This is a genomic window from Niastella vici (assembly GCF_002077945.1).
In the GTDB taxonomy this organism is placed as follows: Bacteria; Bacteroidota; Bacteroidia; order Chitinophagales; family Chitinophagaceae; genus Niastella; species Niastella vici.
The window spans coordinates 87265-112233 of the sequence record NZ_LVYD01000102.1 but is presented as its reverse complement, the minus strand read 5'-3'; the positions used below and the strand labels follow the sequence as shown (position 1 = coordinate 112233).

17 protein-coding genes are annotated in these 24969 nt (G+C 45.3%); 14 read left to right on the top strand and 3 right to left on the bottom strand.

What is annotated here, in order from left to right:
- Positions 1-6 precede the first annotated feature (6 nt).
- The 5 genes from prmA (at position 7) to A3860_RS35085 (ending at position 5812) form a co-directional block, all read left to right on the top strand.
- Positions 7-852, top strand: coding sequence for a 50S ribosomal protein L11 methyltransferase (gene prmA, locus A3860_RS35105; RefSeq protein WP_081155270.1), 846 nt, complete (start codon positions 7-9; stop codon positions 850-852).
- A 79-nt stretch (positions 853-931) separates the two neighbouring features.
- Entirely contained in the window at positions 932-1591 is a 660-nt protein-coding gene (gene plsY / locus A3860_RS35100; protein WP_081155269.1) for a glycerol-3-phosphate 1-O-acyltransferase PlsY, read from the top strand.
- A gap of 308 nt (positions 1592-1899) precedes the next feature.
- Positions 1900-2721 (top strand): M48 family metallopeptidase, encoded by an 822-nt coding sequence (locus A3860_RS35095; protein WP_081155268.1) that lies wholly within the window; start codon positions 1900-1902, stop codon positions 2719-2721.
- 457 nt (positions 2722-3178) lie between these two features.
- Positions 3179-5014, top strand: a complete 1836-nt coding sequence (locus tag A3860_RS35090; RefSeq protein WP_081155267.1) for an RICIN domain-containing protein — start codon at positions 3179-3181, stop codon at positions 5012-5014.
- A gap of 351 nt (positions 5015-5365) precedes the next feature.
- Complete coding sequence (locus tag A3860_RS35085; RefSeq protein WP_081155266.1) at positions 5366-5812, top strand: hypothetical protein; 447 nt, start codon at positions 5366-5368, stop codon at positions 5810-5812.
- 125 nt (positions 5813-5937) lie between these two features.
- Here A3860_RS35085 and dnaG read toward each other — a convergent pair whose 3' ends face one another.
- The gene (dnaG, locus tag A3860_RS35080) at positions 5938-7950 is read right to left on the bottom strand and encodes a DNA primase (protein WP_081155265.1); all 2013 of its coding nucleotides are present in this window, start codon (positions 7948-7950) and stop codon (positions 5938-5940) included.
- Positions 7951-8012: 62 nt separating this feature from the next.
- Here dnaG and A3860_RS35075 point away from each other — a divergent pair, with 62 nt between their 5' ends.
- The 4 genes from A3860_RS35075 (at position 8013) to A3860_RS35060 (ending at position 14362) form a co-directional block, all read left to right on the top strand.
- Positions 8013-8234 (top strand): hypothetical protein, encoded by a 222-nt coding sequence (locus A3860_RS35075; RefSeq protein ID WP_081155264.1) that lies wholly within the window; start codon positions 8013-8015, stop codon positions 8232-8234.
- A gap of 308 nt (positions 8235-8542) precedes the next feature.
- A complete protein-coding gene (locus A3860_RS35070) occupies positions 8543-8866 on the top strand; it encodes a hypothetical protein (RefSeq protein WP_143774423.1) in 324 nt (107 codons plus the stop codon).
- A gap of 202 nt (positions 8867-9068) precedes the next feature.
- Positions 9069-11204, top strand: coding sequence for an elongation factor G (locus A3860_RS35065; protein ID WP_081155262.1), 2136 nt, complete (start codon positions 9069-9071; stop codon positions 11202-11204).
- Positions 11205-11356: 152 nt separating this feature from the next.
- Positions 11357-14362 (top strand): PAS domain S-box protein, encoded by a 3006-nt coding sequence (locus A3860_RS35060; protein ID WP_081155261.1) that lies wholly within the window; start codon positions 11357-11359, stop codon positions 14360-14362.
- 67 nt (positions 14363-14429) lie between these two features.
- On the opposite strand, the gene A3860_RS35055 is transcribed toward A3860_RS35060, so the two are convergent.
- Positions 14430-15134, bottom strand: a complete 705-nt coding sequence (locus A3860_RS35055) for a gluconate 2-dehydrogenase subunit 3 family protein (RefSeq protein WP_081155260.1) — start codon at positions 15132-15134, stop codon at positions 14430-14432.
- A gap of 32 nt (positions 15135-15166) precedes the next feature.
- Complete coding sequence (locus tag A3860_RS35050; protein ID WP_081155259.1) at positions 15167-16906, bottom strand: GMC oxidoreductase; 1740 nt, start codon at positions 16904-16906, stop codon at positions 15167-15169.
- Positions 16907-17537: 631 nt separating this feature from the next.
- On the opposite strand from A3860_RS35050, the gene A3860_RS35045 reads away from it, so the two are divergent.
- From A3860_RS35045 to A3860_RS35025, 5 genes are all read left to right on the top strand, one after another.
- Positions 17538-17792 (top strand): hypothetical protein, encoded by a 255-nt coding sequence (locus tag A3860_RS35045; RefSeq protein ID WP_081155258.1) that lies wholly within the window; start codon positions 17538-17540, stop codon positions 17790-17792.
- Between the two features lie 1107 nt (positions 17793-18899).
- Positions 18900-19241 carry a helix-turn-helix domain-containing protein gene (locus A3860_RS35040; RefSeq protein WP_158085457.1) on the top strand — a complete coding sequence of 114 codons (342 nt, stop codon included), beginning with the start codon at positions 18900-18902 and terminating at the stop codon, positions 19239-19241.
- A gap of 850 nt (positions 19242-20091) precedes the next feature.
- Positions 20092-20652 (top strand): RNA polymerase sigma-70 factor, encoded by a 561-nt coding sequence (locus A3860_RS35035; RefSeq protein ID WP_081155256.1) that lies wholly within the window; start codon positions 20092-20094, stop codon positions 20650-20652.
- A 74-nt stretch (positions 20653-20726) separates the two neighbouring features.
- The gene (locus tag A3860_RS35030) at positions 20727-21776 is read left to right on the top strand and encodes a FecR family protein (RefSeq protein WP_081155255.1); all 1050 of its coding nucleotides are present in this window, start codon (positions 20727-20729) and stop codon (positions 21774-21776) included.
- A 34-nt stretch (positions 21777-21810) separates the two neighbouring features.
- Positions 21811-24846 carry a TonB-dependent receptor gene (locus tag A3860_RS35025; protein ID WP_081155254.1) on the top strand — a complete coding sequence of 1012 codons (3036 nt, stop codon included), beginning with the start codon at positions 21811-21813 and terminating at the stop codon, positions 24844-24846.
- The last annotated feature ends 123 nt before the right edge of the window (positions 24847-24969 follow it).

Genomic DNA, 24969 nt, shown 5'->3' with positions numbered 1-24969 from the left:
TCTGTAATGGAAAATTGCAGACCTTTTTTTTATACCATGAAGAATTACATCCACATCCGGTTCCAACCCGTATCAAAAGAACAGCAGGAAATACTGATCGCCCAGCTGAGCGAGCTGGGGTATGAAGGATTTGAAGAAGGCCTCCATTACATTTCGGCCTACATACCTGAGGACTTGTATAGTGAAACCGATACATACGATTTGATTGCAGGTACCGAAACAACCATTACCAAAGAGGTCATTGCGCCCAGGAACTGGAATGCAGAGTGGGAGCAGAACTTTCAACCGGTGATCATCGATGATTTCTGTGGGATCAGGGCGCATTTTCATGCCCCGTTGCAACAGGTGCAACATGAAATTATCATTACGCCCAAAATGAGCTTTGGCACCGGTCATCACGCCACCACACACCTGATGATACAAAGCATGCAACAACTATCCTTCACCGGCAAAAATGTGCTCGACTTTGGTACCGGCACCGGTGTGCTGGCCATACTGGCCGAAAGGCTGGGCGCAAAGGCTGTTATGGCTATAGATAACGATGAATGGAGCATTACCAATGCTGAAGAGAATATTGCGCTAAATCACTGTTCAAACATCACGATTGAAAAGGCAGATTCTTTACAAATGTCAACAGAATATGACATTATCTTAGCCAATATCAACAAACATGTATTGCTTGCAAATATGGCTGCAATTAAACAACATTTAACATCAGCAGGCGTTGTAATTATGAGTGGCTTATTGACCGGTGACCGACCCGATATTGAACAGGCTGCTGTAAACAGTGGATTATCAGTATACGGGCAACAGACAAGGGGTGATTGGATGTGTTTAATGCTAAAAAAATAATGTTCGCAAGAAACTGATAGTTATCAATTAATTAACTTTTTTTCCATATTTTCGTCTCCTAACTTCAACCAACTATTCAATGAAAGAAGCGTTACTCATTGTAATAGCATATTTGATCGGCTCTATTCCAACAGCGGTTTGGGTTAGTAAAGCGTTTTTTGGAATCGATATCCGTGAATACGGCAGTGGAAATGCCGGTGCTACCAATACTTTCCGTGTTTTAGGCTCCAGATGGGGCACTTTTGTAATGGTCATTGACGTTTTGAAAGGCGTAGCCGCCACCAGCCTTTACATTCTACTTCCTTATTATATGAATATGGACAATATGTGGGACCGGACCAACTTTATGGTGGGTTTGGGTTTAGCCGCTGTATTGGGCCATATTTTCCCGATCTGGGCCAATTTTAGGGGTGGGAAAGGGGTTGCCACCCTGTTTGGAATGATCCTCGCCATTCAGCCCGTAGTGGCCGTATTGTGTGTAGGTATTTTCCTGCTGGTATTGTACCTCACCCGTTTTGTTTCCCTCAGCTCTATTTTAGCCAGCGTGGCATTTGCCGTTTTCATTCTGGTGATCTTTAATGAAAAGGAACCACTGTACCGGGCTTTTGCCATTGCCGTAGCCCTGCTGGTAGTGCTCACCCACCAAAAAAATATTACCCGCCTGTTGCGTGGCAGCGAAAGCAAGGTACCCATTCTGAAGTACCGCGACCGCCGCAAGGAGCGCCGCCGTAAACAATAGTCATCCTTCGATCCCGACGAAAGCCGGGACAGGCTTTCGTCGGGATCTATATGTTTGCCGCTAATTGCCGGGCACATTGAATGTTCTTGCAATTGCAAATTGTCTATTGATTTAATTCCCCAAATTTGTCTAACCGTTGAGGAAGGAGGTAATCATTTGTCTTTTTCATAATTTGATGTTATTGCTTTCATTTTATAAGTTTGTTAAAGAATGAGTTATAACCTGCATAAATTGCAGGCGGTAATAATTTTGCTTATTAGCCTGGTATAAGGATTGTTTAAATAAACAGAAGTAAACACCCATTAGAAATGAAACAAGTCATGCATAAAGTTATCGTTGCCGCCGTATTGGCAACAGGCATAGCGTCCTGTTCGCAAAATGCGATCACAGGTAGAAATCAGCTATCCCTTTACAATGAAGCCGATATTCAATCAATGGCTGCCCAGCAGTACACGCAGTTCTTAAGCGAGAATAAGGTAGTTGCGCATACCGGCAGCAAAGACGCAGAAATGGTTCGCCGGGTAGGTTCAAGACTTGTATCGGCCATCAATCAATATTATGTAGCCAAAGGCCTTACCAAAGAGCTGGAAGGCTATAAATGGGAATATAACCTGGTTGATTCAAAAGAAGTGAACGCCTGGTGTATGCCCGGGGGTAAAATAGTAGTGTATACCGGCTTATTACCGATAAGCCAGAATGAAGCTGCCCTGGCTGTGGTTTTAGGCCATGAGATCGCCCACGCCCTGGCACACCATGGTAATGAACGTATGAGCCAGGCAGCAGTACAGCAGTTAGGCGGCCAGGCATTATCAGTAGCCGTTGCCAACAAAAGCGCTGCTGCGCAGAACATTTTACTGGGCGCTTATGGTATTGGTTCCAATGTAGGCGCTTTATTGCCCTTCTCCCGTAAACAGGAGCTGGAAGCCGACCATTACGGCCTCATATTCGCCGCAATGGCTGGTTATAATCCCCAGGAAGCAATTCCTTTGTGGGAAAGAATGAAAGCCGCTGGCGGCAGCTCAAGACCTCCTGAGATCTTAAGCACCCACCCGGCTGAAGATACCCGCATACAAAAGTTGCGCGAAATGATGCCTGAGGCCATGCAATACTATAAACCGGTAGGCAAATAGTAAACATTTAAATAATATTTAGAAAGCGTTCCCCTGGCGGGAGCGCTTTTTTTATGCCCAAAGCGAAAGCCTGTGCAATCTTTGACCGGCATCGACGGGCGCTATGAAAAGCGCCGGGCGAAGTGCTGCTACAGGTACTTTTACGACACTTTACCGTAATAACCGAATGCATCACCCCTGAATGTGCATAATCAACCCCGTTATGGCACCTTTTTATGATTTCAAATTATAAAAGTGGCACATAGCTTGCCTTCTACCCCTGTGTAAAAAAGCAACAGCATCTTCCCTAAACAAGCTGTTATATTGTAAACGTGGTTATGGTCTGAATTTCTACCCGTTTTACCCGCCGTTATGGCGGTACCGGTTACCCCTCACCGGTATTATAGCTGCACCGTTGAAAGGTCCATATATCCTTTCGTCACTCGTCAATAATCCTGTTCATCAATCCCATTTAATTATGAGAAAGCGGAAATTGCTTGCATTGACCACCGTGGGAATACTGTTTCATCTGCTGGGGCAGGCGCAACAACAAACCATATTGGGTTTGGAAACATATTTTGAAGAAGCATACTGGCGATATCCGAATATCCCCCGTGGCCTGCTGGAAGCAACCGCTTATTCTGCTTCCCGCCTTACCAACCTGCAGCCAACGGGCCACGATGCAGAAAATTGCACAGGTATGCCACCGCGTTATGGCCTGTTTGCCCTGGTTGAAAACGGCCGTGGTTATTTCAGGAACAACCTGTTGACCGTTTGCAACATCAGCGGTATTACACCTGAACAATATAACAATGATGTACGGTTGCAGATATTGTCTGTTGCCAAATTCTTAAGCCGCGAAGCCAGCATGCGGCAATGGGATGCGCTCATGAGTACAGAAGCATTTGCCGTTGTCTTCGATAAGCTGGCCGAATTTCCTGACGATAGTTCTGTCATAAACAAGTATGCATTGGCCCTGTTCAAATATGATATATATGATCATTTGCGCAACGGGTTTAATACCCCTTCGCTGAAAAGAGCGCCGGTAAAAGTGCAATTAGAGCAAATATTTCCGGCGCCTTTATTACAAAAATTGCAATCACCGGTTGTGGAGATCAATACGGCCACCGATAGCGTGTTGTTCAGCACTACGGCAGTTACCGCTGATGCCGCCAATAAAACCATATTTACCAATAACCGGATAGGAAAGTCAGGTTCAACCACCGAAGCCGATATTTCAGGTGCTGATTATGCTGCAGCCCTGTATGTGCGCGCCCACACGAATAATTATCAGAACGGCCGTAATAATGCTTCCATTACCCATATAACCATTCATACTGCACAGGGAAGTTATGCCGCCCTTATTTCCTGGTTCAAAAATCCGGGCGCTCATAATTCTGCGCATTATATTATTCGTGCATCGGATGGGCAGGTAACGCAAATGGTAAAAGAAAATGACATGGCCTATCATATGCAAAGCGCCAATTCAAATACAATTGGCATTGTGCATGAAGGTTATGCAGCGTATGGCAATAAATGGTTTTCAGATAAAATGTATTTGTCTTCGGCAGCCCTGGTGCGTGATATTTGCACACGCCGCTCCATTGATGCGGCAAGTTGTTACCAGGGATTGGCTACCGCCAGCATGAATGTACAGGGTGCAGCCTTCCATATAAAAGGCCACCAGCACTACAGCGGCAATACCCATACCGATCCGGGTAAATACTGGAACTGGAGCAGGTATGCAGATATGTTGCAGGAGAAATACACACCTGAAACCAGTGAGAAAATACAGTACGCGACCATTACCAATGGCATCTACCGCATCACCAATGTGAACAGTAAAAAAGTATTGAACACCCGCGATTGTTCGGGCGCTCCACTGGCCCTGGTAACACAAACAGCCTGGAGTGGAAAGGATTGCCAGCGATGGCGGTTTGAATATGCCGGTGATGGCTGGTACAAGATCACGAACATGGTAAGCGGCCGGGCGCTGGATGTACCGGGCGGTTCAAAAGAAAATATACAGGTGCATTTAAAAGACCCCAAAGAAAATGATTGCCAACTGTGGCGGTTACTCGAAGTAGGTAAAAAGGGAGAACTGCGATTGGTGAACAAAGCAAGCGAAAAAGTGCTGGAAGTATTTGGCAGCTCTGTAAATAATGGCGCCGCGGTATTGCAATCGGCCTGGCTGGGCAAAAGCCGTCAGAAATGGACCCTGGTGGCCGCTAATGAATCGGAGATGGGCGAGGAGGCACATCATTTCAAAAAAGTACATTTTGAAAATGCGGAAGCGATACCGACAGGAAATTAAATGAAATTAAACACAGGAACAGGGCAGAAGGGGTGATTTGTCAGGCAGACACATATTGTTAAACCAGCATATAAACCCGTTTTCGCACCATTAACGCAGGCAAAAAGATTTAGCAGTGAAGCGTTCTAATTTTTTTTGGCAAACGGCAAGCGGTTAACAGCATAGCCCTTGCAGCTTGAGCCTTATCACTTTAGATTAAACCAATCCTATAATTTTAACAGCATTTGGTGCAGAATTTAGTGCTCTGCACCAATGTTGTTAAATTTTTTTTCTTCTCGTGAACATCTTTTCATACCTTTGCAATCCCGTCTATTTTTATAACCTGAAAAGCTTATTACAAAAACCTTCGGCATGTCGCAAAATTTGTTAGAAAAGCTTCAATTACAGGAAGAAAAAAATGTTCTGATACAGGGTTTGCCTTCCTCTATTGAGAAGCAATTTGTCAAATTATCGTTTGCCAAAAATGTAACACCACTGTTAAAAACCCGAAAGATTGACTTTGCACTGGTGTTTGCAGTAAACGAAAATCAATTAAACGGCATTTTAAGAGATGTACTTCCCGCCCTTCAGGAAGGAGGCAAATTCTGGATTGCTTATCCAAAAAGCACTTCAAAAATTGCTACTGACCTCAACAGGGTATGCAGCTGGGATGGCGTTAAAAACGCTGGTTTTGATAGCGCAGATGAAGTGGCTTTAGACCATGTATGGACCGCCGTGCGGTTCAACAAGGCCGTAGCTGCTGCAAAAGCTGGTGGCAGAAAAAGAGTGGTTGCTCCGGCCCCTGCCATGGTTGGTTAGTTTTTCCCGTGCATTATTTTTACTGATGTATGTAACTGTCTCATCACGACAGTATTTAAATTTATTTTTTAACCCCGGTCGCGGCTGAGCCACGATACGGGGTTAATTCGTTTTAAGAGCATTGGTTATAATTTCTTGAATACAATGCCTGTCATCTTTGTTATTTCCATCTCCATGTCTTTGATATGAAGGTGAGGCGGTAGCAGTTCTAAAAACTTCTGGTAAGTATTATTGGCTTCCAGATCGTTCAGGTTTTGTTCCATCAAATGTTTGATCTTTTTCAACTTCAGGTATTGCAGGGTCGACAGTACATCATCCCTGAAAGTCTTTTCTTCCTTTTGCAACGGCTTATGCTTGTATTCAATGTTCATGTACTTTCTGAAACCCTGTTCCAGTACAGAGAAAACCTGCTTTTCGGCCAGCCAGCGTTCGCTTAACTCATAAGGCGAATTTAAGATCGACACCACCAATGTGCTCACATCATTCTCCTGGGAGAAAATAAAGTCTTTATCCGATACTTCAAGATGTTGCGCCAACATATCGCGGTACATGTGCAGGATCTTGGTAACCGTTTGATTCTCGATCATTTCTTCCACTATATCTGAATTAAAGATATACTCTGCTATCTTTTGGTTTTTGTCCCATTCCTTCATGCCATGTTCCAGCAATATTTTCAGCAGGGCTTTTTCCTGCATTTCATCCTTGAAAATGAGGTTGAAGGTCTCATCGCTATAATCTGATGCAGCGCCCTGCATGGAATTTTCTTCATATTGTTGATACTGTTGTGCAGGATCAACCGGTTGATTCTTTGCTTCCTCCTTTGCAATTTTTTCGCGAATGAACTTATTCACCAGGTTTACCAGACCGCCTTCTTCAATGCGCAGGATCTCTGCACATTTCTTTATGTAATCCTGTTGTTTGGTAAAATCTTCGAGCTTGTTGATCTTGGCAATGGTTTCAGCCACCTGGTTTACCAGCGTGGCTTTTTTATTGGCATCATTGCCAACATCTTTTAACTGAACATCGAGCTGAAATAAAATGAAGTCTTTTTTATTCTTGTCAATAAACTCTCTGAAGCTGGCAGCGCCTACTTTATTTACATAGCTGTCGGGGTCTTCCTTATCGGGTATCAGCACGAGCTTTACGTTCAGCCCTTCTTCCAGCGCCATATCTAAGCCGCGTAACGCAGCTTTAACCCCGGCCGCATCACCATCGTAAATGATGGTAAGGTTTTTTGTATACTTTTTAATAAGCCGTAGCTGGTCCATCGTAAGCGATGTACCGCCCGATGCCACTACGTTCTCAATGCCGGCCTGGTGCAGGGAGATCACATCGGTATACCCTTCTACCAGTAAACACTCGTCGTATTTGTCAATTGCCTGCCGTGCAAAATAGGTCCCATAGAGGATCTTGCTTTTTATGTAAACCTCGTTCTCGGGTGTGTTGATGTATTTGGGCGCCTTGTCGCTTTTGCCAATGATACGCGCACCAAAACCTATTACCTTTCCTGTTTGATTGTGTACCGGAAAAATGATGCGGCCGCGGTAATTGTCGAAAGGCTTATCATCCCGCACTACCACCAGACCACTCTTTTGCAGGTTCTCAAGGCTGTATTGTGCAGCCAACGCAGTTTGTGCAAATGAATCGCGGGTTTGCAAACAGTAACCCAGTTGAAAACGTTGCATGATCTCTTCGCGAAAACCGCGTTCTTTTAAATAGCTGAGGCCAATGGCCTGTCCTTCCTCGCTTTCAAAAAGATTCTGGGTAAAATACTGGCGGGCGAAATTGTTCAGGATGAATAAGCTGTCGGCCACCAACTGCTGTTGCTTTACTTCGGGGCTAACAGCGGTTTCTTCAATTTCAACATTATATTTTGAAGCCAGCCAGCGCAAGGCTTCCACATAAGAATATTTCTCATGCTCCATGATGAAGCTGATGGTATTACCGCTACGGCCGCACCCAAAGCATTTATAGATCTCTTTGGCGGGTGAAACGGTGAAGGAGGGTGTTTTTTCACCATGGAACGGGCAAAGCCCCAAATAGTTAGTGCCGCGTTTTTTTAACTTTATAAAGCTGCCCACGATCTCAATAATATCTATGCGGCTAAGTATCTGCTGTATGGTTTGCTGGCTTATCATTATTGGCAAATTTAGGGTATGAATAACTATATTAAAGAAATTGATGAAAGTCAAAAAGTTCGGTGGCAAGAAAACGCATAAGAGAAAATACGTATATCCGGTTAACCGCCTTCAAAGCTATTCCCTTCTTCAGGGTACGGTTGTTTCTCTTTTTGATAAGGATAATCGCTTCCATTTTATTTCCTCCCGGCTTTGACCGGGGCAAACAATTGAATATCGTAGATAAACTATATCATCTTCAAAAAGATACCCTTCGTAAAAAAGGCATTCCCTGCAATTCTTAAACAAAGTTAATAGGCTACCACCTCAAACAATTGAATTAAAATAGTTTAGGCATTTTTAATAGTACGATACCCGCATCAATTGATGTTGCCTGCCCGTTTATCTTCCTTAACCAGGCCTTTATAATTTTTATGGTCATTATCCGGTTTTTATCGCAAATCTTTCTTAAATTAGATTACCACTCCAATCGTACACCTTACCAACCGACATATTAAGAAGCTCTTTATATTTCTTCATTTATAAATTTTCTCCCATGGTAACTACTGATATCGCACAGCTATCAAGAGAATGCAATGCCTGGAGGGAGACATTGCGTTCTTACCGAGATGAATTCGGTCAACTTAAAAACCGCCTCCAGGATCTGGCTGGCCATCAAACCAACAGAGACGTTCTCCTGGAAATTGAACACCTCGACAATCAGTTCCACATTCAGCTCATTAACATCCACGACCTCAAACAAGCCATCAAACATCACCACCGCAAGCTCAACAACGAAATGGCTGAAAGCAACGGAACGCTGAACGATGACACTTCAAACGACCACGAGAAACTTTTCAACGATTATCAGCAACTCGAAAGCACCCTGCACGAAGTGAAGGAGGAGTTTTCACATTTTGCGAGCCACATTCAGTAGGCTGGCCATAGAAGAATATAATTCTGAAAAAGAACCAGTGCCTGCATATTTTTTGTACGGCAGCGCATCTGTAACGATTGACATTTGCCGTTTAATTCTATAGCCTGGCACAAATTGTCAATTCCTATTTAACTCCCCCCTTGATCAGCCGCATCCATACCTTTTTAAAACTACCTATTCTTCATTTTAAAAATTGTTTGCTATGGCTGAATTTGATACCTCACACGTAAAGAATGTTGTCTTGCTGGGCCACGCCGGCTGCGGTAAGACCACATTGGCGGAATGCATGCTCTTTGAAGCAGGCCTCATCACGCGCCGCGGCACCATTGCCGAAAGAAATACCATTGGCGATTACCATGAACTGGAACAGGAACGTGGTAACTCCATCTTCTCCAAATTAATGCATACCAAATGGCGGGGCTATAAGATCAACATTATTGATACACCCGGTTACGACGATTTTGTTGGTGAAGTAATATCGGCCCTGCGCGTGGCTGATACGGGCGTTATGCTGCTCAATGCCTTAATGGGTGTTGAAGTGGGTACCGACATTATTTGGGAGTATACAGAGCAATTCAAAACCCCTATGATCTTTGCCGTTAACAAACTGGACGAAGACAATGCCGATTTTGATAGAACCATCCGTGAAGCAAAAGCCCATTTTGGCAACAAGGTAGTGGTGGTTCAATATCCCCGGCAGCAGGGCGCAGGCTTTCATGAGATCATCGACGTGCTTCGCATGACGATGTATAAATTCAAGGATGCCGGCGGCAAACCCGAAAAACTGGCCATTCCCGAAGAAGAACGCCAACGCGCCGATGAACTGCATAAAGAACTGATTGAAGCCGTTGCCAGCAACGACGAATCTTTAATGGAAAAATATTTCGACAAGGGCGAACTCGAGGAAGATGAAATGAAGGTCGGACTGAAAAAAGCCATGATCAACCACGACCTGTTTCCCGTGTTCTGCCTATCGGCCGAACGCAATATGGGCAGTGGCCGCCTCATGGGCTTTATTGACAATGTTTGCCCAAGCGCCAATGAAATGTTGCCTCAAACCACAAAAAGCGGGCAATCACTCCCTTGCGATGCCAATGGAGCGGCCTGCATTTTTGTTTTCAAGACCATCAGCGAACCCCATGTGGGCGATCTGTCGTTCTTTAAAGTGTATTCAGGCACCGTGCAAAGTGGCATGGAGCTGGAAAATGAATCAACCGGCGTTACAGAAAAGCTGAACCAGCTATTCCTGGTTGAAGGAAATAAACGCACCAATATTACCGAGCTGGTAGCCGGTGACATTGGCGCCACCCTTAAACTAAAGAACACGCACGTTAATAATACCCTGCACGCAAGAGGTAAAAGCTACGAGTTGCATCCCATTGAGTTTCCACCACCCAATTTAACGGTGGCCATTGAATCGCTGAAGAAAGGAGAAGAAGAAAAACTGTCGCTGGCTTTGCACCAGCTGCGGGAAGAAGATCCCACGCTTATTGTGGAAGTATCATCTGAACTAAAACAAACGCTCATACATTGCCAGGGCGATATGCATTTGGCAGTGGCCAAATGGAAAATAGAGCATTTACATAAAGTAGAAGTAAAATTTGTAAAGCCCCGCATTCCCTACCGCGAAACCATTCGCCGCATGGCCGAAGCCAATTACCGGCACAAAAAGCAGAGTGGGGGGGCCGGCCAGTTTGGCGAAGTGTTCCTGCGCATTGAGCCCTGGTATGAAGGCATGCCCGATCCGCATGGCCTAACGGTACGCGGCCGCGATGTTCATGAGCTCGACTGGGGCGGTAAGCTGGTTTATTTTAACTGTATTGTAGGCGGTGCGATCGATAATCGCTTTCAGCCTTCCATTTTAAAAGGGGTTATGGAAAAAATGCAAACCGGCCCGTTAACCGGGTCGTATGTACGTGATGTTCGGGTTTCGGTTTATGACGGTAAAATGCATCCGGTTGACAGTAATGATATCTCATTCAAGATCGCCGGTTTAATGGCTTTTAAACAGGCTTTCCAGCAGGCTGATCCACAGATCCTGGAACCTGTTTACCAGGTTGATGTCCTTTGTCCCGACGATCTTACCGGCGCCGTAATGGGCGACCTGCAAAGCCGCCGGGCTGTGGTAGAAGGCATCGATACCCAGGGCCACTTTCAGAAAGTGATAGCCAAAGTGCCGCTGGCCGAAATGGATGGTTACTCCTCTTCGCTGCGTTCGATAACCCAGGGACGCGCCAAATTCACCATGCGGTTTTTCGACTACGTGCCGGTACCGTTTGATGAACAACGCAGACTGATCGACGATTACCTGAAGACGGCGAAGGAAGAGCTAGTTTAGTTTTTAGTTCCTGGTTTTTAGTTTGGCGAGGCTGAGTATAATTATTGGCTGAGGAATTAAACAACTAAAAACTTAGAACTTACAAACGCAAAAAAAGAACCAACTGGCCCTAGCATATATAATAGCTACCTGTAACGGGTGGCTATTTTTCTTTGGGGCAAACACTATATAAAAATTTTACACCAATTCGTGAATATCAATTATTTTCAACGGGTAATGAAACAGGCGCCCTGAATAAATTGCACAAAAAGATCATTCTTGAACAGAAGGGCTGCCACCAATTATTTCTTTGTATGGAGGTGAATGCCTTGAATAAACAGGATTTTTTAACGGGTGGGGGTGAAGCGGGTGAAATTCTGCGATCAATGAACTGGCCGGCTACCCCGGCCGGCGAACCGGCCATATGGCCCCAAAGCCTGCGCACCACACTCAGCATAGCTTTACAATCGCATGTTCCCATGTTCATTGCCTGGGGACCAGCGGGCACCCTGTTCTTTAACGATGCCTGCCAACCGCTTTTTCACTTACCGGCAATACAGCTAATGGGCCAGCCGGCCCCAACCGTGCTCACCGGCCTATGGAGTACCCTGCAACCGGCATTTGAACAGGTTATGGAAGGAAAAGCGGTAACGCTGCCCGATTTATTGCTTTCCGTTATACGGCACGGAAAAACGGAAATGGCCGGCTTTACTTTTTCCTGTATTCCCCTGATGAATGAAACCGGTGAAACAGGCGGTATGCTGGTCACCGCCAGTGAGAAAACACCCCCCGAACATTATTTCCGCCGCCTGGCCGACACCATTCCGGTTATGCTTTGGATAACCCGTCCCGACGGATACTGCACTTATGTAAATCAGAAATGGTACGATTATACCGGCCAGCAACCGGGACAGGTCCTCGGAAATGGCTGGCTCACCGTGGTACATCCTGATGACCGGGAACAAATGGCGAACAGCTTTGAAGAAGCCAATTTAAACCGGATACCGTTCAACCTCGAATACCGTATCAGGGGAGCCGATGAAAAATACCGCTGGATACTGGATTCGGGTTCGCCTATGTTCGATAAACAGGGCGCTTTTGAAGGCTTTATTGGAACCGTGATCGATATTGATAACCGCAAGCAGGCCGAAGAGGCCGTGGCCCAAAGCGCCAGAAGGTTCAGGCAACTGGCCGACTCCATGCCACAAATAGTTTGGACGGCCACCGCCGGGGGCTATGTCGATTATTACAATAAACAATGGTACCTGTTGATAGGAGAGGAAAACCAGTTTGGCGACGAAAGCTTCCTCATGCATGTTCATCCCGACGATAAAGAGCGTTGCATTGAATCGTGGCATGAAGTAGTACGCACCGGCGAACCCTATGAAATTGAATTCCGGTTCAGGGTTAAACATGCCAATGCCTACGGATGGTTCCTGGTACGCGCATTACCCATTAAAAACGACAGTGGACAAATCATCAAATGGTTTGGCACCTGCACCGATATCGACGACGTAAAACGCATTGAGCAAACCCTGCGCGAAAGCGAAGAACGGTTCAGGATCGTTGTAGACTCGGCGCCGGTAATGGTTTGGATGTCGGATATACAGAAACGGTTCACTTTCTTTAATAAACGCTGGCTTGAATTTACCGGGCGCAGCATGGAACTGGAGTTATGGAATGGATGGAAAGATGGCATATTGCCCGAAGACCTTGAGAACGCGCTGGCAGTTTTTGATGAAGCGTTTACAGCCCGGCGCGATTTTGAAGTAGAGTTCAGGCAAAAACGGCACGATGGCCAGTACCGTTGGGTCGTGTGCCATGGCACTCCCCGCTTTGCCTATGATGGCGCATTTCTGGGTTATATAGGTTCCAGCATCGATATTCACGAACGCAAGGCCATCAGGCTGGAACTGGAAAACCGGGTAACAGAAAGAACACATGAAATAACTGACAAGAATAAAGCGCTGGAAGAAACTACCCGCGAATTAAAAGTGATCAACCAGCAGCTTGAACTGCGGCATGAAGAGTTGCGCCAGAGTGAAGAGCGCTATTTACGCATGACCAATGAAGTGGAAGATTATGCTATCATTTTGTTGAGCAAAGAAGGCCTCATAGAGAACTGGAACAAAGGCGCTGAAAAGATAAAAGGATATACCGCCGATGAAATTGTGGGCAGGCACTTCCGGTTGTTTTATACCAAAAAGGAACAGGAAAACCACCTGGCCGAACGATTGATAGAAGAAGCGAGCAGCAAAGGCAGTTCAACCTATGAAGGCTGGCGTGTACGCAAAGATGGTTCAACATTCTGGGGATATACGGTGATCACCGCCCTGCACGACGACAAGAACGACATCATCGGTTTTTCAAAAGTGACCCGCGACCTTACAGAACGGAAAATAGCGGAAGACCAGTTGAAAATATATGCCGAACAGCTTGAACAAAAGAACCGGGAACTGGAACGCAGTAACACCGAACTGTCGTCATTTAGTTATGTGGCCAGCCACGACCTGCAGGAACCATTGCGCAAGATACAGGCATTCGGCAACCTGATACAAACCCGGGATGCAGCCAATTTAAGCGAGATCAGCAAGGACTATTTCGACCGCATGGTGAAAGCGGCCATACGCATGCAAAACCTGATCGATTCCTTACTGGAATTTTCACGCACCACCACCGCCCGCAGGAATTTTGAACCCACCGATCTCAATGAACTGCTCGATGAAGTGAAAAAAGAAATGGCGCACCGCATCGAGGAAACCAAAGCGGTGATCATTGCAGCACACCTGCCCAACCTGTCGATCATTCCATTTCAGTTCAGGCAATTGTTATCGAACCTGATCAGCAATTCACTGAAGTATGCGAAATCGGATACTACGCCTGTTATTGAGATCAGCGCTACTTATATAAAAGCCGGCAGCCTGCATGATAAAGCCGCCATACCCGAAAAGGACTATTATAAATTCAGTGTAGCAGATAACGGCATTGGCTTTGAACAGGAATATGCAGAGAAAATATTTGACCTGTTCCAACGCCTGCACGGGCGCAATGAATACAGCGGTTCGGGCATTGGACTGGCCATCTGTAAAAAGATTATCGAGAACCACAACGGTTTTATGCGGGCCGAAGGTTCGCCCAATGGGGGAGCAACGTTCTATTTCTTTATACCGGTTAAATAATAAAAAAGTCCGCAAGTTGGGGGCTACCCTGGCTTGCAGACTTTATCTTACTTCTTATTTCAGTTACTTAATATTTCGCACACTCTTTCATCTCTTTCTCAGTATATGCCAGCCCATACTGCTTCAGTACATCATCAGGCACGCCGTTCCATTTATTGGGCGTATTACCGGCATAACCAACATCCTTTACACCGATCTGGCTTGTATAAAAGCCGGAAGTCGTAAGGTCGCGCATGAGGGAGAAAAAAGCAATCCCCTGCGCCATGCCTGGTTTGGCAGGTTTACCCCGCTTAACATCTTTACCGTTTTCCTTGTAGGTTATTTCGGGATAAGCGATATCATCCACAATATTTATTTGCTGTTTGGCATCACAGTCTTTAAAAGGTTTCTCGAAACGCTTCAGCGATTCTACATCGAGCCAGCGTAAACCACCCCGCATGGGTACCTGGTGTTCGGGCTGGTCTTTTACCATGAACTCAATGAAATCAGGTACTTTGGCATCAGAGGCGCTGCCACTAATTGCATCGCGCGGAATAATGATATCGGCCAGCACCGTGATGGTGGCCATTTCATGCGGCGTGAAAAAAGTAGTGGACATCAATTCCTGCTCCCGCTTTTTCTCTTCTTCAGCCCGGTCTAACGTAAGTCCCGAAGCAGGCTCTGCAGCTTTTGCTTCAGGCTCTTTTTTATTATCGGATTTGCAGGCATCGAGCAACACACCGGCCGACAACGTGCCTACAGCTATAGCTTTAAGTGATTTTCTTCTGTCCATAATTAGTTCTAAGTTTTAGGTCTTAGTAAATGCTAAATATTCCGCTTCTTCATTTCATCTATAATATACTCCGAAGTGCGCATGGATAAAGCAAGGATCGTCCAGGTGATATTTTTATCGGCCTGAGAAACGAAAGGCCCGCCATCGACGCAGAACAGGTTCTTACATTCATGGGCCTGGCACCATTTGTTCAGGGCCGAAGTTTTGGGATCGTTACCCATTCGTACGGTTCCGGCTTCGTGAATGATGTTACCCGGTTCATGTATGCCATATTTTTTATCTTTTCCATCATCGCCAAATGTAATAATGGCGCCCATGGCATGCATGATCTCCCTGAAGGTTTCCTTCATGTGTTTGGCCTGGTTTATTTCATAATCGCTGTGTGTGACCCTAAAACGTAAAACAGGGATACCGTATTTGTCAACCACTTTAGGATCAATTTCGCAATGGTTTTCTTTTTTGGCAACGGCTTCGCCGCGGCCGGCCATACCCACGCGGGCGCCATAGAAATACCGCATATCTTCTTTTAATGAAGCACCATAACCACCGGGTTGTTTTTGTTGGCCTTTTACTTCAAAGCGGCCGTTCATTGCTTCCACGCTACGGCCAAAACCATAGGCAGGCTGACCAAAACCACCCCAGTATTCAATATGATAACCGCGGGGGAAATCGAGTTTTTTGTTATCAACCCACCAGGGTGTATATATATGCGCGCCGCCAACTCCATCTTCATTATAACGTTTGCGATCGAACAGTTCGGGAATTACGCCGCCCATGTCGGCGCCGGTTGAATCGTGCAGGTATCTTCCCACTACGTCGCTGCCATTGGCAAGACCATTAGGATGACGGGCCGATTTTGAATTCAGCATCAGGCGGGCCGATTCGCAGGCGCTGGCTGCAAGGATCACCGTGCGGCCCATTACCTGGTATTCCTGCATATCGTTCTTGTTCACGTACGATACGCCGGTAGCCAGGCCTTCTTTATTGGTGAGCACTTCACGCGCCATGGCGTTGGTGATCACATCAATATTTCCGGTTTCAATGGCTGGTTTTATCAATACAGAAGAGGAGGAGAAATCGGCATAAGCATAAGAGCAGGCGCGGTTACATTGTCCGCAAAAGATACACTCGCCACGCGAATCATTGATCTTTTTGGTGAGGATCGAGAGGCGGGAAGGGATCACCGGAATGCCCAGGCTGGTAGCCGCCTTTTTGATCATGAGCTCATGCAGGCGGGGTTTTGGCGGGGGCAGAAAAATACCATCGGGATCATTCTCAAGGCCTTCATTACTGCCAAATACACCGATCAGTTTATCTATTTTATCGTAATAGGGTTTTATATCTTCATAGCCGATGGGCCAGTCATCACCCAGTCCATCAATACTGCGCCGTTTGAAATCCTTGGGACCGAAACGCAGCGATATGCGTCCCCAGTGATTGGTACGGCCACCGATCATCCGGGCCCGCCACCATTCCCATTTGGTATCATCGGCATGAGTATAGGGTTCGCCATCAATTTCCCATCCCCAGTAGCAGGCATCAAAATCACCAAATGGTCTGAATTTGGTGCTGGCGCCGCGACGGGGCGATTCCCACGGATTTTTCAACTGGGTCACATTCGTTCTTGGATCATACATTGGTCCTGCTTCAATCAAACATACTTTCAAGCCAGCATGCGACAACACGTACGCTGCCATACCACCGCCGGCACCCGAGCCTACGATGATGGCATCATACTGCTTGGCATTTTTTTTCACCTGAAGATCCCCCATAATAGTAAGTAAGTTTAAAAATTGATGATTGGTTTAGAAGCATAAATGTAAAGTTTTAGCAATCCCGGCCAATTTTTTATAATGTATTTTTTATGTGCGGTTTAAATAGCATTGGCTTGTGCAAATAAAACATTATCAACCGCCAGCAGAATCCTGCAAGGCAATAAAAGGATAGGGTTATTGAGTTTTTTAGTTTTTAGTTTACAGTTCAAAGTTTTTAGTTTCTTACCGATTTTAGAAAGCCCGATTATTTGTTAACATCCCGGAGTTCCGGAACGCCGGTTTTGGGATTTTGAAGAGGCATTCGCCTTTACCCAATTACCCTGCTTTTCTGAAATAATGATTTGCAAGGGGTTAATCAGGTAGAAAATACACATTTTGTGTAGCCCTAACATTTATCAGGCTGCTTTTTTGAATATTATACACCTATACTGGTTATTTATTGAAAATTATTCAAAGAAGTAGATTTTTATTTACCGATTCAGTATTAGAATATATACATAAACCCTTATTTGTAAAAATTTCGATTGCATGGTTGCAGAAAATATGTTTAATTCACGCAATTTTACGTATCAAAAATCGTTGTATTGATGTCCATCTATTCTGTAAAAACCTATAATCGAATATCCCTATGACCCCGTACATCCAAAATGAAACGGATTATCTGGCCGAGAAATTTATGATCATGGAATATCATATCGCCCATGCCAGTAAGATTGCCCTGCTGAAGATCCAAAGTTGGAAATTCGCCATCAAGAATCCAGAAGTAGGTACACGTTATCAAATGGCCGCTGAAGATATGGTACGCCAGTCATTAATGAGTTTTGTACCCAATTCACATATTTTGAGTGAAGAAGGTTTTTATTTTCGACCAATTGCGAACTAATTAGTTTTAAAATAATCACAGCAAGTCGCTCCCCCGGGGCGACTTTTTTTTTGCCCCGGCTGCCTGGCGGGGTCAATAAAAACCCAGCCCAAAAGCAGGAAGTTGAAAACATACATAGCTGCAAGGCTACCCGTTTCCGGCTCAAAGCCCCCACATCCGGAATTTCACAATTCCTTCACCACGCGCAGGAATGACCCGGAACCATGCTATCACCCCTCGTGGGTGGGCGGTTGTAACTGTAAAGGTCTCAACGTTGAGCACTCCCGAAGCATTCATGATTGCGGGGTGCCCGAATGGCGCAATTGTCGCTTTACTACCTTTATTATTTTTTAATATTTATTTTCCAGATATATAACAGAAACCAATAAATGATAATTTATTAAGAAATAGTTATTAATGCTGAAATCTGCTGCCGCCAACCAACCTATCATTAATGGTTAACCTGTATTGCAGGAAACCTGGAGGTTTAAAAATTCCAATTTCAAAATAAATAGTCAAAAACACCCCTTATCTTTGTTTTGGCAACACTAATCAGCGAAGTGAGAAAGAAATGGTGAAGACGAAATGTAGCCGATGTACAAACCTTATCTGATGGACCGGATTCAACACATTAAACCACTTCTTCTCTTTTTATCTCTTTTAATTATCTCATATGCCTGCGGGCATTTTTGGTGTGCCTTCACTTTTTTTACATTTTCAATCAATCCGTACAACTGGCAGATTTCAAAAAAATCGGTAAATCAAATTACGCTGTTTTCAGATCGCAAACTGGCGTTGAGGCCATACCGGTATCGTGTGTTTATACGATGTACTGAATATGTACCGGAATGGTTCCTGTCGTCAGGGAGCAGAATGATCGAATAGCAATGGTGATTGATAGCAGGCAGCCATATGAACAAGCAACAAAACGGATAGCAACATCTCCCCAAAGTTCATGGTACTGCCGGCAAGGGCAGCTACCAACCAGTTAATTATTGTTTAACAGTTACCCATGTAATTGTCAGCAGGGCGTTTACCCACCCGCTGAAACAAGCTCTTTGTTTCATGGAGCCGGTAACACAAGGGTTAGCAACAACTACTATAGTTATTGGCAATAAACCTTTTCTTATGAAATTGAAAAAAGAGGACATTGAAAGGATCAGGCTCGCAAAAGATTTATTAACTAAAAACCGGCGTTACCATATAACAATAAACGATCTAAGTCAGCAAACACAACTTAACAGAACAAAGTTGCAATACGGATTCAAACAGTTGTTTGGTGTTAGCATTGATGACTACCGCATTCTTTTACGAATGGAAAAAGCAAAGGAATTACTGGAACATACAGAAAAAAGCGTAAAAGAAATATCAATACTGGTAGGATATAAAAGCATGGGCAGTTTTAGTACAATGTTTAAAAAAGTATATAGCAAATCGCCCACCGAATGGCGGAACGGGCTTCATGGATAAACGGGTGACGACAATATGAATGTGACCGTTCAAAGTGATAAACACTTTGTAAAACTTTATTGCCATAACCAGCTGGCAGGAAGTCTCCTTTTAAATAACACTAACAGTATAGATTATGTGATTTCGTGAATAAAAGGATAAAAATTGTGCAAATAAAAGAAATTGTTCATTGTATATTGCAGTAGATATTTGAACGGACGGTTTTCAATACATACATAGTCAGCCAGTGGTTAGTGCGGTACAAACTTTTTTGGGTGCTCAACGAAAAGCCCTCAAAGCATTTCGCAATCATTGTAACAGGCCATATGTACCGCACTACTGCTGCTGATGAAATAATTTTGATTTGTACCCTTCGAGTATATAACCGGAACCTTGTTTATAACAGCAGTGCAATAAACAACCACCGGTAAGTTCTTTAAAATATTTGGCTATAGAATGATGATCCGGGTGGCCGGTGGCCTGTATGTGTGCGGTGCAACGATATTATGCAGGAGGGTCAGCAATCAACACCCACCCATATTTGCAGGGATGAAAACCGAGTCGCTCCCGGTGTTCACCCAATGACCAGGATATTATAACCCTGGCATGGCCGGCTCCCGGATTCATTTTACATACCTGGCTTTTACTAATTGGCCTTTCTTGATCTATTATAGAAGGTTTTTAACAGTGGCTTGCCCGTACTGCCTTTTCTGTCCAGTAAGGGCACTATAGGTAAGCATTAGAGATTTAGAGATTTAGAGATTTAGAGATTTAGAGATTTAGGGATTTTTCGGAAGGCTTAATCCCGGCAAATCCCAAAATCACAAAATCTCAAAATCAGAAATTACATGATTATTCGTTAACTTCAGCTATGGACCTGCGGGGACTAACTGATGAAATACTGCTGCGCTTACTGAAAGCCGGAGACGACAAGGCTTTTAAAGAGATCTATTCGCGCTACTGGAAACTCCTGTTCGAAGCAGCTTACCACCGGCTCGCCAACCGCGAAACAGCAAAAGAACTGGTTCAAACCATCTTTCTGCGCATCTGGGAAAAACGCCAAACCATTCACATCAATCACCTGCACGGCTATCTGCAAACTGCCATCAAAAACAGCATCATCAACTACTTCGAATCAACACTAGTGCATAAAAGATACCTGCAACATGTAATGAACACTACGGCAAGCGCCTGCGAGGGAGCAGAATCTATTATCAATTTCCATGAACTATCACAGGCTATAGAAAAAGCCATTGGCTCACTGCCCGAAAAAACCAGGCAAATCTTCCGGCTTAGCCGTTTTGATCAGTTATCTATACGGGAAATTGCCACCAACATGAATATTTCAGAAAAAGCTGTAGAATACCACATCACCCAATCATTAAAAACGTTACGGGTATACCTGAAAGATTATCAGGACCATACCTGGTGATATACGGTTGAATAATTTTTTTCCTGCCATTTAGGGAATCGCCGCACGTGCCTGTCTATAACCCAAACAAGGCGATGAACCGCACCGCTTTCAGGGAATTATTAATACGCTATATAAACGGCGCCGCTACTTCAGCAGAAAAAGCGTTGATAGATCATTGGTATGAAGGACTGTACAATAACAACCTGCCTGTTTTAAAACAGTCAGCACTCGACAATATTGAGCAGGAAATGTGGGCATATATCGAAAAAGCAGGCAACCTGCCGGTTGAAGATGCCGTAATACCCTCGATCCATCGGTCAATACGCCGGAAACGCCTGTATTATTTAACGGCTGCCGCCATCATCATTGGTTTGATAATAAGCGGATATGCATTATTCTTTCCAACATCCCAACCCTTTACATACGAAAAAAGCCGGCAGCAGCACAAGCTGGCAGAAAGCGTAAACAATACCACGACACCACTAAGGATAACGCTGGAAGATGGCAGTTATGTTATACTAAAACCCAATTCCAGAATAGCTTACACACACAAAGCCGATCCTGTGAAAAGAGAAGTTTACCTGGAGGGCGCCGCTTTTTTTCAGGTGGCCAAAGATCCGGCACGGCCTTTTTTTGTATATACCAATGAGCTGGTAACAAAAGTGCTGGGCACCAGCTTTGATGTGCAGGCTTTTCCGCACGACAAAACCATCAGGGTAATTGTGCATACCGGAAAGGTCACCGTATATCAGCGAAAAAATAGCCAGGCCGCGCAGGAACTGGCAAAATCATCTGCAACCATCATTACGCCCAATCAGCAGGTGCTGTTCAACCGGCAACAGGAAAGTATAATAAGATCAATATCCTTACAACCCCAGGAGATCAATATCCCTTCATCCAAAAGCAATAGCGCGCAGGTGTTTACCAATGCACGGGCATCTGATGTATTGGTGAGCATTCAGAATGCCTATGGCATACCGGTCATTTTTGATGAGGAATTGCTGCGCCATTGTTCCTTTACCGGGGCCTTTACCAATGAAAGTTTTTTTGAACGTATTAACCTGGTTTGTAAAGCCATTGAAGCAAAATACGAACAGGCCGATGGCATGGTGGTGATTACCGGACATGATTGTGAACAATAAACTAATTAACCATTAATATTAAACGCTGAAAATTATGAGAAATGTCTCTTTGCGCAGGTCCGCTTTTGGGCTCAGCGCAATAAAAAATATCATACTGCAGGGAATGCTGGCAATTGTTTTTGCCGCCGCCGGTTATGCAGAACCCGCCAGCAGAAAGGATGTACTTGACCGGGAAGTAACCCTCAACATCAAAGAAAAAAAACTGGAGTATGTGTTGAACAGGATAGAAGAACAAACAAAAGTGATGTTTGTGTTCAGTCCTAAACTTATACAAAGTGACCGCCTGGTTACCATCAGCAGATCAAAGGAAAAATTATCGGTAGTGCTCGATGAGCTCACCACCCCTTTACACCTGCAATATGAAGTAGCAGGGGATAAGGTTATTCTTAAACGGCAGCTAGCCGGTAAAACCGGCAGTGAGCAGGAGCTGGCCCCGGAATTTACACCGGTTCCCATCACCGGTAAAATAACCAATTCCAAAGGCGAGCCCCTCGCAGGAGTAAGCATCGTGGTAAAAAATAAAGCGGGTGGCACTTCAACCAATGCCAACGGTGTTTTTACCATTGAAGCCAATGAAGGCGATGTGCTCGTCATCACTAACGTTGGTTATAGATCAAGGGAAGTAACGGTGGGCAGTCAGCATGAGCTCAGCTTCGTTCTGGAAGATGCCGTTGCCGAGCTTACCACCGTGGTAGTTGGCTCACGGTCGTTAAGGCCCCGGACTAATGTGGAATCACCAGTACCCGTAGATGTTATTTCTTCCAAAGACCTGCTGGCAACGGGGCAAATAGAACCCACCCAACAAATACAGTTCACCGCACCCTCCTTTGTTTCGAACCGGCAAACCGTTGCCGACGGAACCGATCATATTGACCCGGCCTCGTTACGCGGGCTTGGTCCCGACCAGGTATTGGTGCTGGTAAACGGGAAACGCCGGTATAATACGGCGCTCGTCAACATAAACGGAACAGTAGGGAAGGGTTCTGTTGGAACCGACCTGAACTCCATACCAGCCAGCAGTATTGAACGCATAGAGGTGCTGCGCGATGGTGCGGCCTCACAATATGGTTCCGATGCCATTGCCGGCGTAATAAATGTTGTGTTGAAGAAGAAGAGCGGCACCCAGGTATTTGCCCATACCGGTCAGCAATACAAAGGAGATGGCGCCAGTATGCAGTTTGGCCTTAACCAGGGTTTTAAACTGGGACAAAAAGGCGGCGTGCTCAATTTAACCGCCGAGTTCCGGCATCGGCAACCTACTAACCGGGCCGGAGAGTATCTGGGTACGGTGTTCTCTGGCAACGCTTCCCAGGATAGCCTGCTGATTGCACAGAATGGAGGTTGGGACAGAAAGAACAATATGTACATCGGCAATTCAAAACAGCTGAATGCCTATGGGGAAGCGAATCTTGAAATACCCGTTTTCAAGAACACGAAATTTTACGCAACCGGCATGTACAGTTATCGCAAGGGAAAAGCGGCTGGCTTTTACCGGTATCCCAAACAAGCCCCTTCGCAAGTGGTGTTGCAATTGTACCCGCGCGGCTTTTTGCCTTATATTGAATCGGAGATCAACGACCGGTCGATCCTGGCAGGATTAAAAGGCAAAACAGCCGGCGCCTGGAACTGGGACATAAGCTCAGTGTATGGCGGCAATGAATTCCGTTTCGACGTTTCCAATTCAAACAACGCCAGCATGGGCATTAGTTCGCCCACGAAGTTTTATTGCGGAAAACTGGGCTTTCAGCAAAGCACTACCAATGTTGACTTTTCAAAAGATTTTGGATCGAAGCTAAACCTTTCAACATTCAACGTAGCCCTTGGCGCCGAAATGCGTTTCGATATGTTCAAGATAACACCGGGGCAGGAAGAATCGTGGCGTAATTATGACAGCACCAAAGCAGGTGGCGCACAGGTTTTCCCGGGTTATCAGCCAGCCAATGCAGTCAATGAAACCCGCAGTGTGATGAGCACGTATGTAGATGTGGAGTCTGATATAACCGAAAAGTTATTGGTAAATGTGGCCGGCCGTTTTGAACATTACAGCGATTTTGGCAATGCACTGGCCGGCAAACTGGCCCTGCGCTATAAAATACTCGATGCCCTTTCCATTCGCGGCGCTATTAGCAATGGATTCAGAGCGCCTTCCATTCACCAGTTTTATTTCAATAATACCAGCACGCAATTCCAGCTTGTGAATGGCACCTTATCACCCAGCAATACCCTCACTGTCCGAAATAATGATCCTATCGCCAAAGCACTGGGTATTCCTGACCTTAAAGAAGAAACCTCAGTGAACTACAGCCTCGGTATTACAGCAAAACCCGCCAGGAATGTATCACTGACCATTGATGCCTATAGAATCGACATTAAGAACCGCATTTTGCTGGCCGGTCCGTTCAAAAGGACCCACCCACTTGTAGGCCCCATATTGGATGGGAATAATATTTCAAAAGATGTACAGGTGGTGCAGGCTTTTTCGAACATTATCGATACCAAAACACAGGGGCTCGATATCATTCTATCCGTGAACCCACAGGTAGCAAAAGGCAATCTCGATCTTACCCTGGCCGCCAACTTCAATGAAACCAAGATCAAGAGAGTAAACGGTACAGATAAAATTCCGGCCGTGCCCGACTCCCTGGGCAATTACTTTTTCTTCGACCGGGCCGAACAATCGCGCGTAGAACTGGGCAACCCCAGGAACAAGATCTCGGCATCGGCCAATTACCAGTATAAAAAGATCGGGTTTATGGTGCGGTTGACCCGGTTTGGCAAAGTGTCGTCATGGAATACCAATCCGCAGCTCGATGAATCCTATAGCGCCAAAGTAATTACAGATGCCAGTTTCAGTTACAGCATTCTGCCCCAGGTTCGGGTGACCATTGGCGCGAATAATGCATTTGATATTTATCCCGACCGGCTGAAATGGTTCCGGGATGGAAAAAAGGATAAAACAAACCCATATTACAGCAATACCTCCGACGGGCGCTTTGTGTACAGCCGCAATGCCACCCAGTTTGGCATGAATGGCGGCTATTACTACATCAGCCTTTCAGCCAGCTTTTAACCAGGGGGTCACATGAGAAAAAGGAAAGGTGGGTTCCTTTGAAAGGGAGCTCACCTTCAAACAAGGTGAGCCTTCCGCCCCGGTAGCTATCGGGACGGAAGACCCACCTTTTGTCTTTTTCAA

Bases quoted from the DNA above. Each gene is read 5' to 3' on its own strand.
- prmA (WP_081155270.1), top strand. From the start codon at position 7: ATGGAAAATTGCAGACCTTTTTTTTATACCATGAAGAATTACATCCAC.
- plsY (WP_081155269.1), top strand. From the start codon at position 932: ATGAAAGAAGCGTTACTCATTGTAATAGCATATTTGATCGGCTCTATT.
- A3860_RS35095 (WP_081155268.1), top strand. From the start codon at position 1,900: ATGAAACAAGTCATGCATAAAGTTATCGTTGCCGCCGTATTGGCAACA.
- A3860_RS35090 (WP_081155267.1), top strand. From the start codon at position 3,179: ATGAGAAAGCGGAAATTGCTTGCATTGACCACCGTGGGAATACTGTTT.
- A3860_RS35085 (WP_081155266.1), top strand. From the start codon at position 5,366: ATGTCGCAAAATTTGTTAGAAAAGCTTCAATTACAGGAAGAAAAAAAT.
- dnaG (WP_081155265.1), bottom strand. From the start codon at position 7,950: ATGATAAGCCAGCAAACCATACAGCAGATACTTAGCCGCATAGATATT.
- A3860_RS35065 (WP_081155262.1), top strand. From the start codon at position 9,069: ATGGCTGAATTTGATACCTCACACGTAAAGAATGTTGTCTTGCTGGGC.
- A3860_RS35055 (WP_081155260.1), bottom strand. From the start codon at position 15,134: ATGGACAGAAGAAAATCACTTAAAGCTATAGCTGTAGGCACGTTGTCG.
- A3860_RS35050 (WP_081155259.1), bottom strand. From the start codon at position 16,906: ATGGGGGATCTTCAGGTGAAAAAAAATGCCAAGCAGTATGATGCCATC.
- A3860_RS35045 (WP_081155258.1), top strand. From the start codon at position 17,538: ATGACCCCGTACATCCAAAATGAAACGGATTATCTGGCCGAGAAATTT.
- A3860_RS35040 (WP_158085457.1), top strand. From the start codon at position 18,900: ATGAAATTGAAAAAAGAGGACATTGAAAGGATCAGGCTCGCAAAAGAT.
- A3860_RS35035 (WP_081155256.1), top strand. From the start codon at position 20,092: ATGGACCTGCGGGGACTAACTGATGAAATACTGCTGCGCTTACTGAAA.
- A3860_RS35030 (WP_081155255.1), top strand. From the start codon at position 20,727: ATGAACCGCACCGCTTTCAGGGAATTATTAATACGCTATATAAACGGC.
- A3860_RS35025 (WP_081155254.1), top strand. From the start codon at position 21,811: ATGAGAAATGTCTCTTTGCGCAGGTCCGCTTTTGGGCTCAGCGCAATA.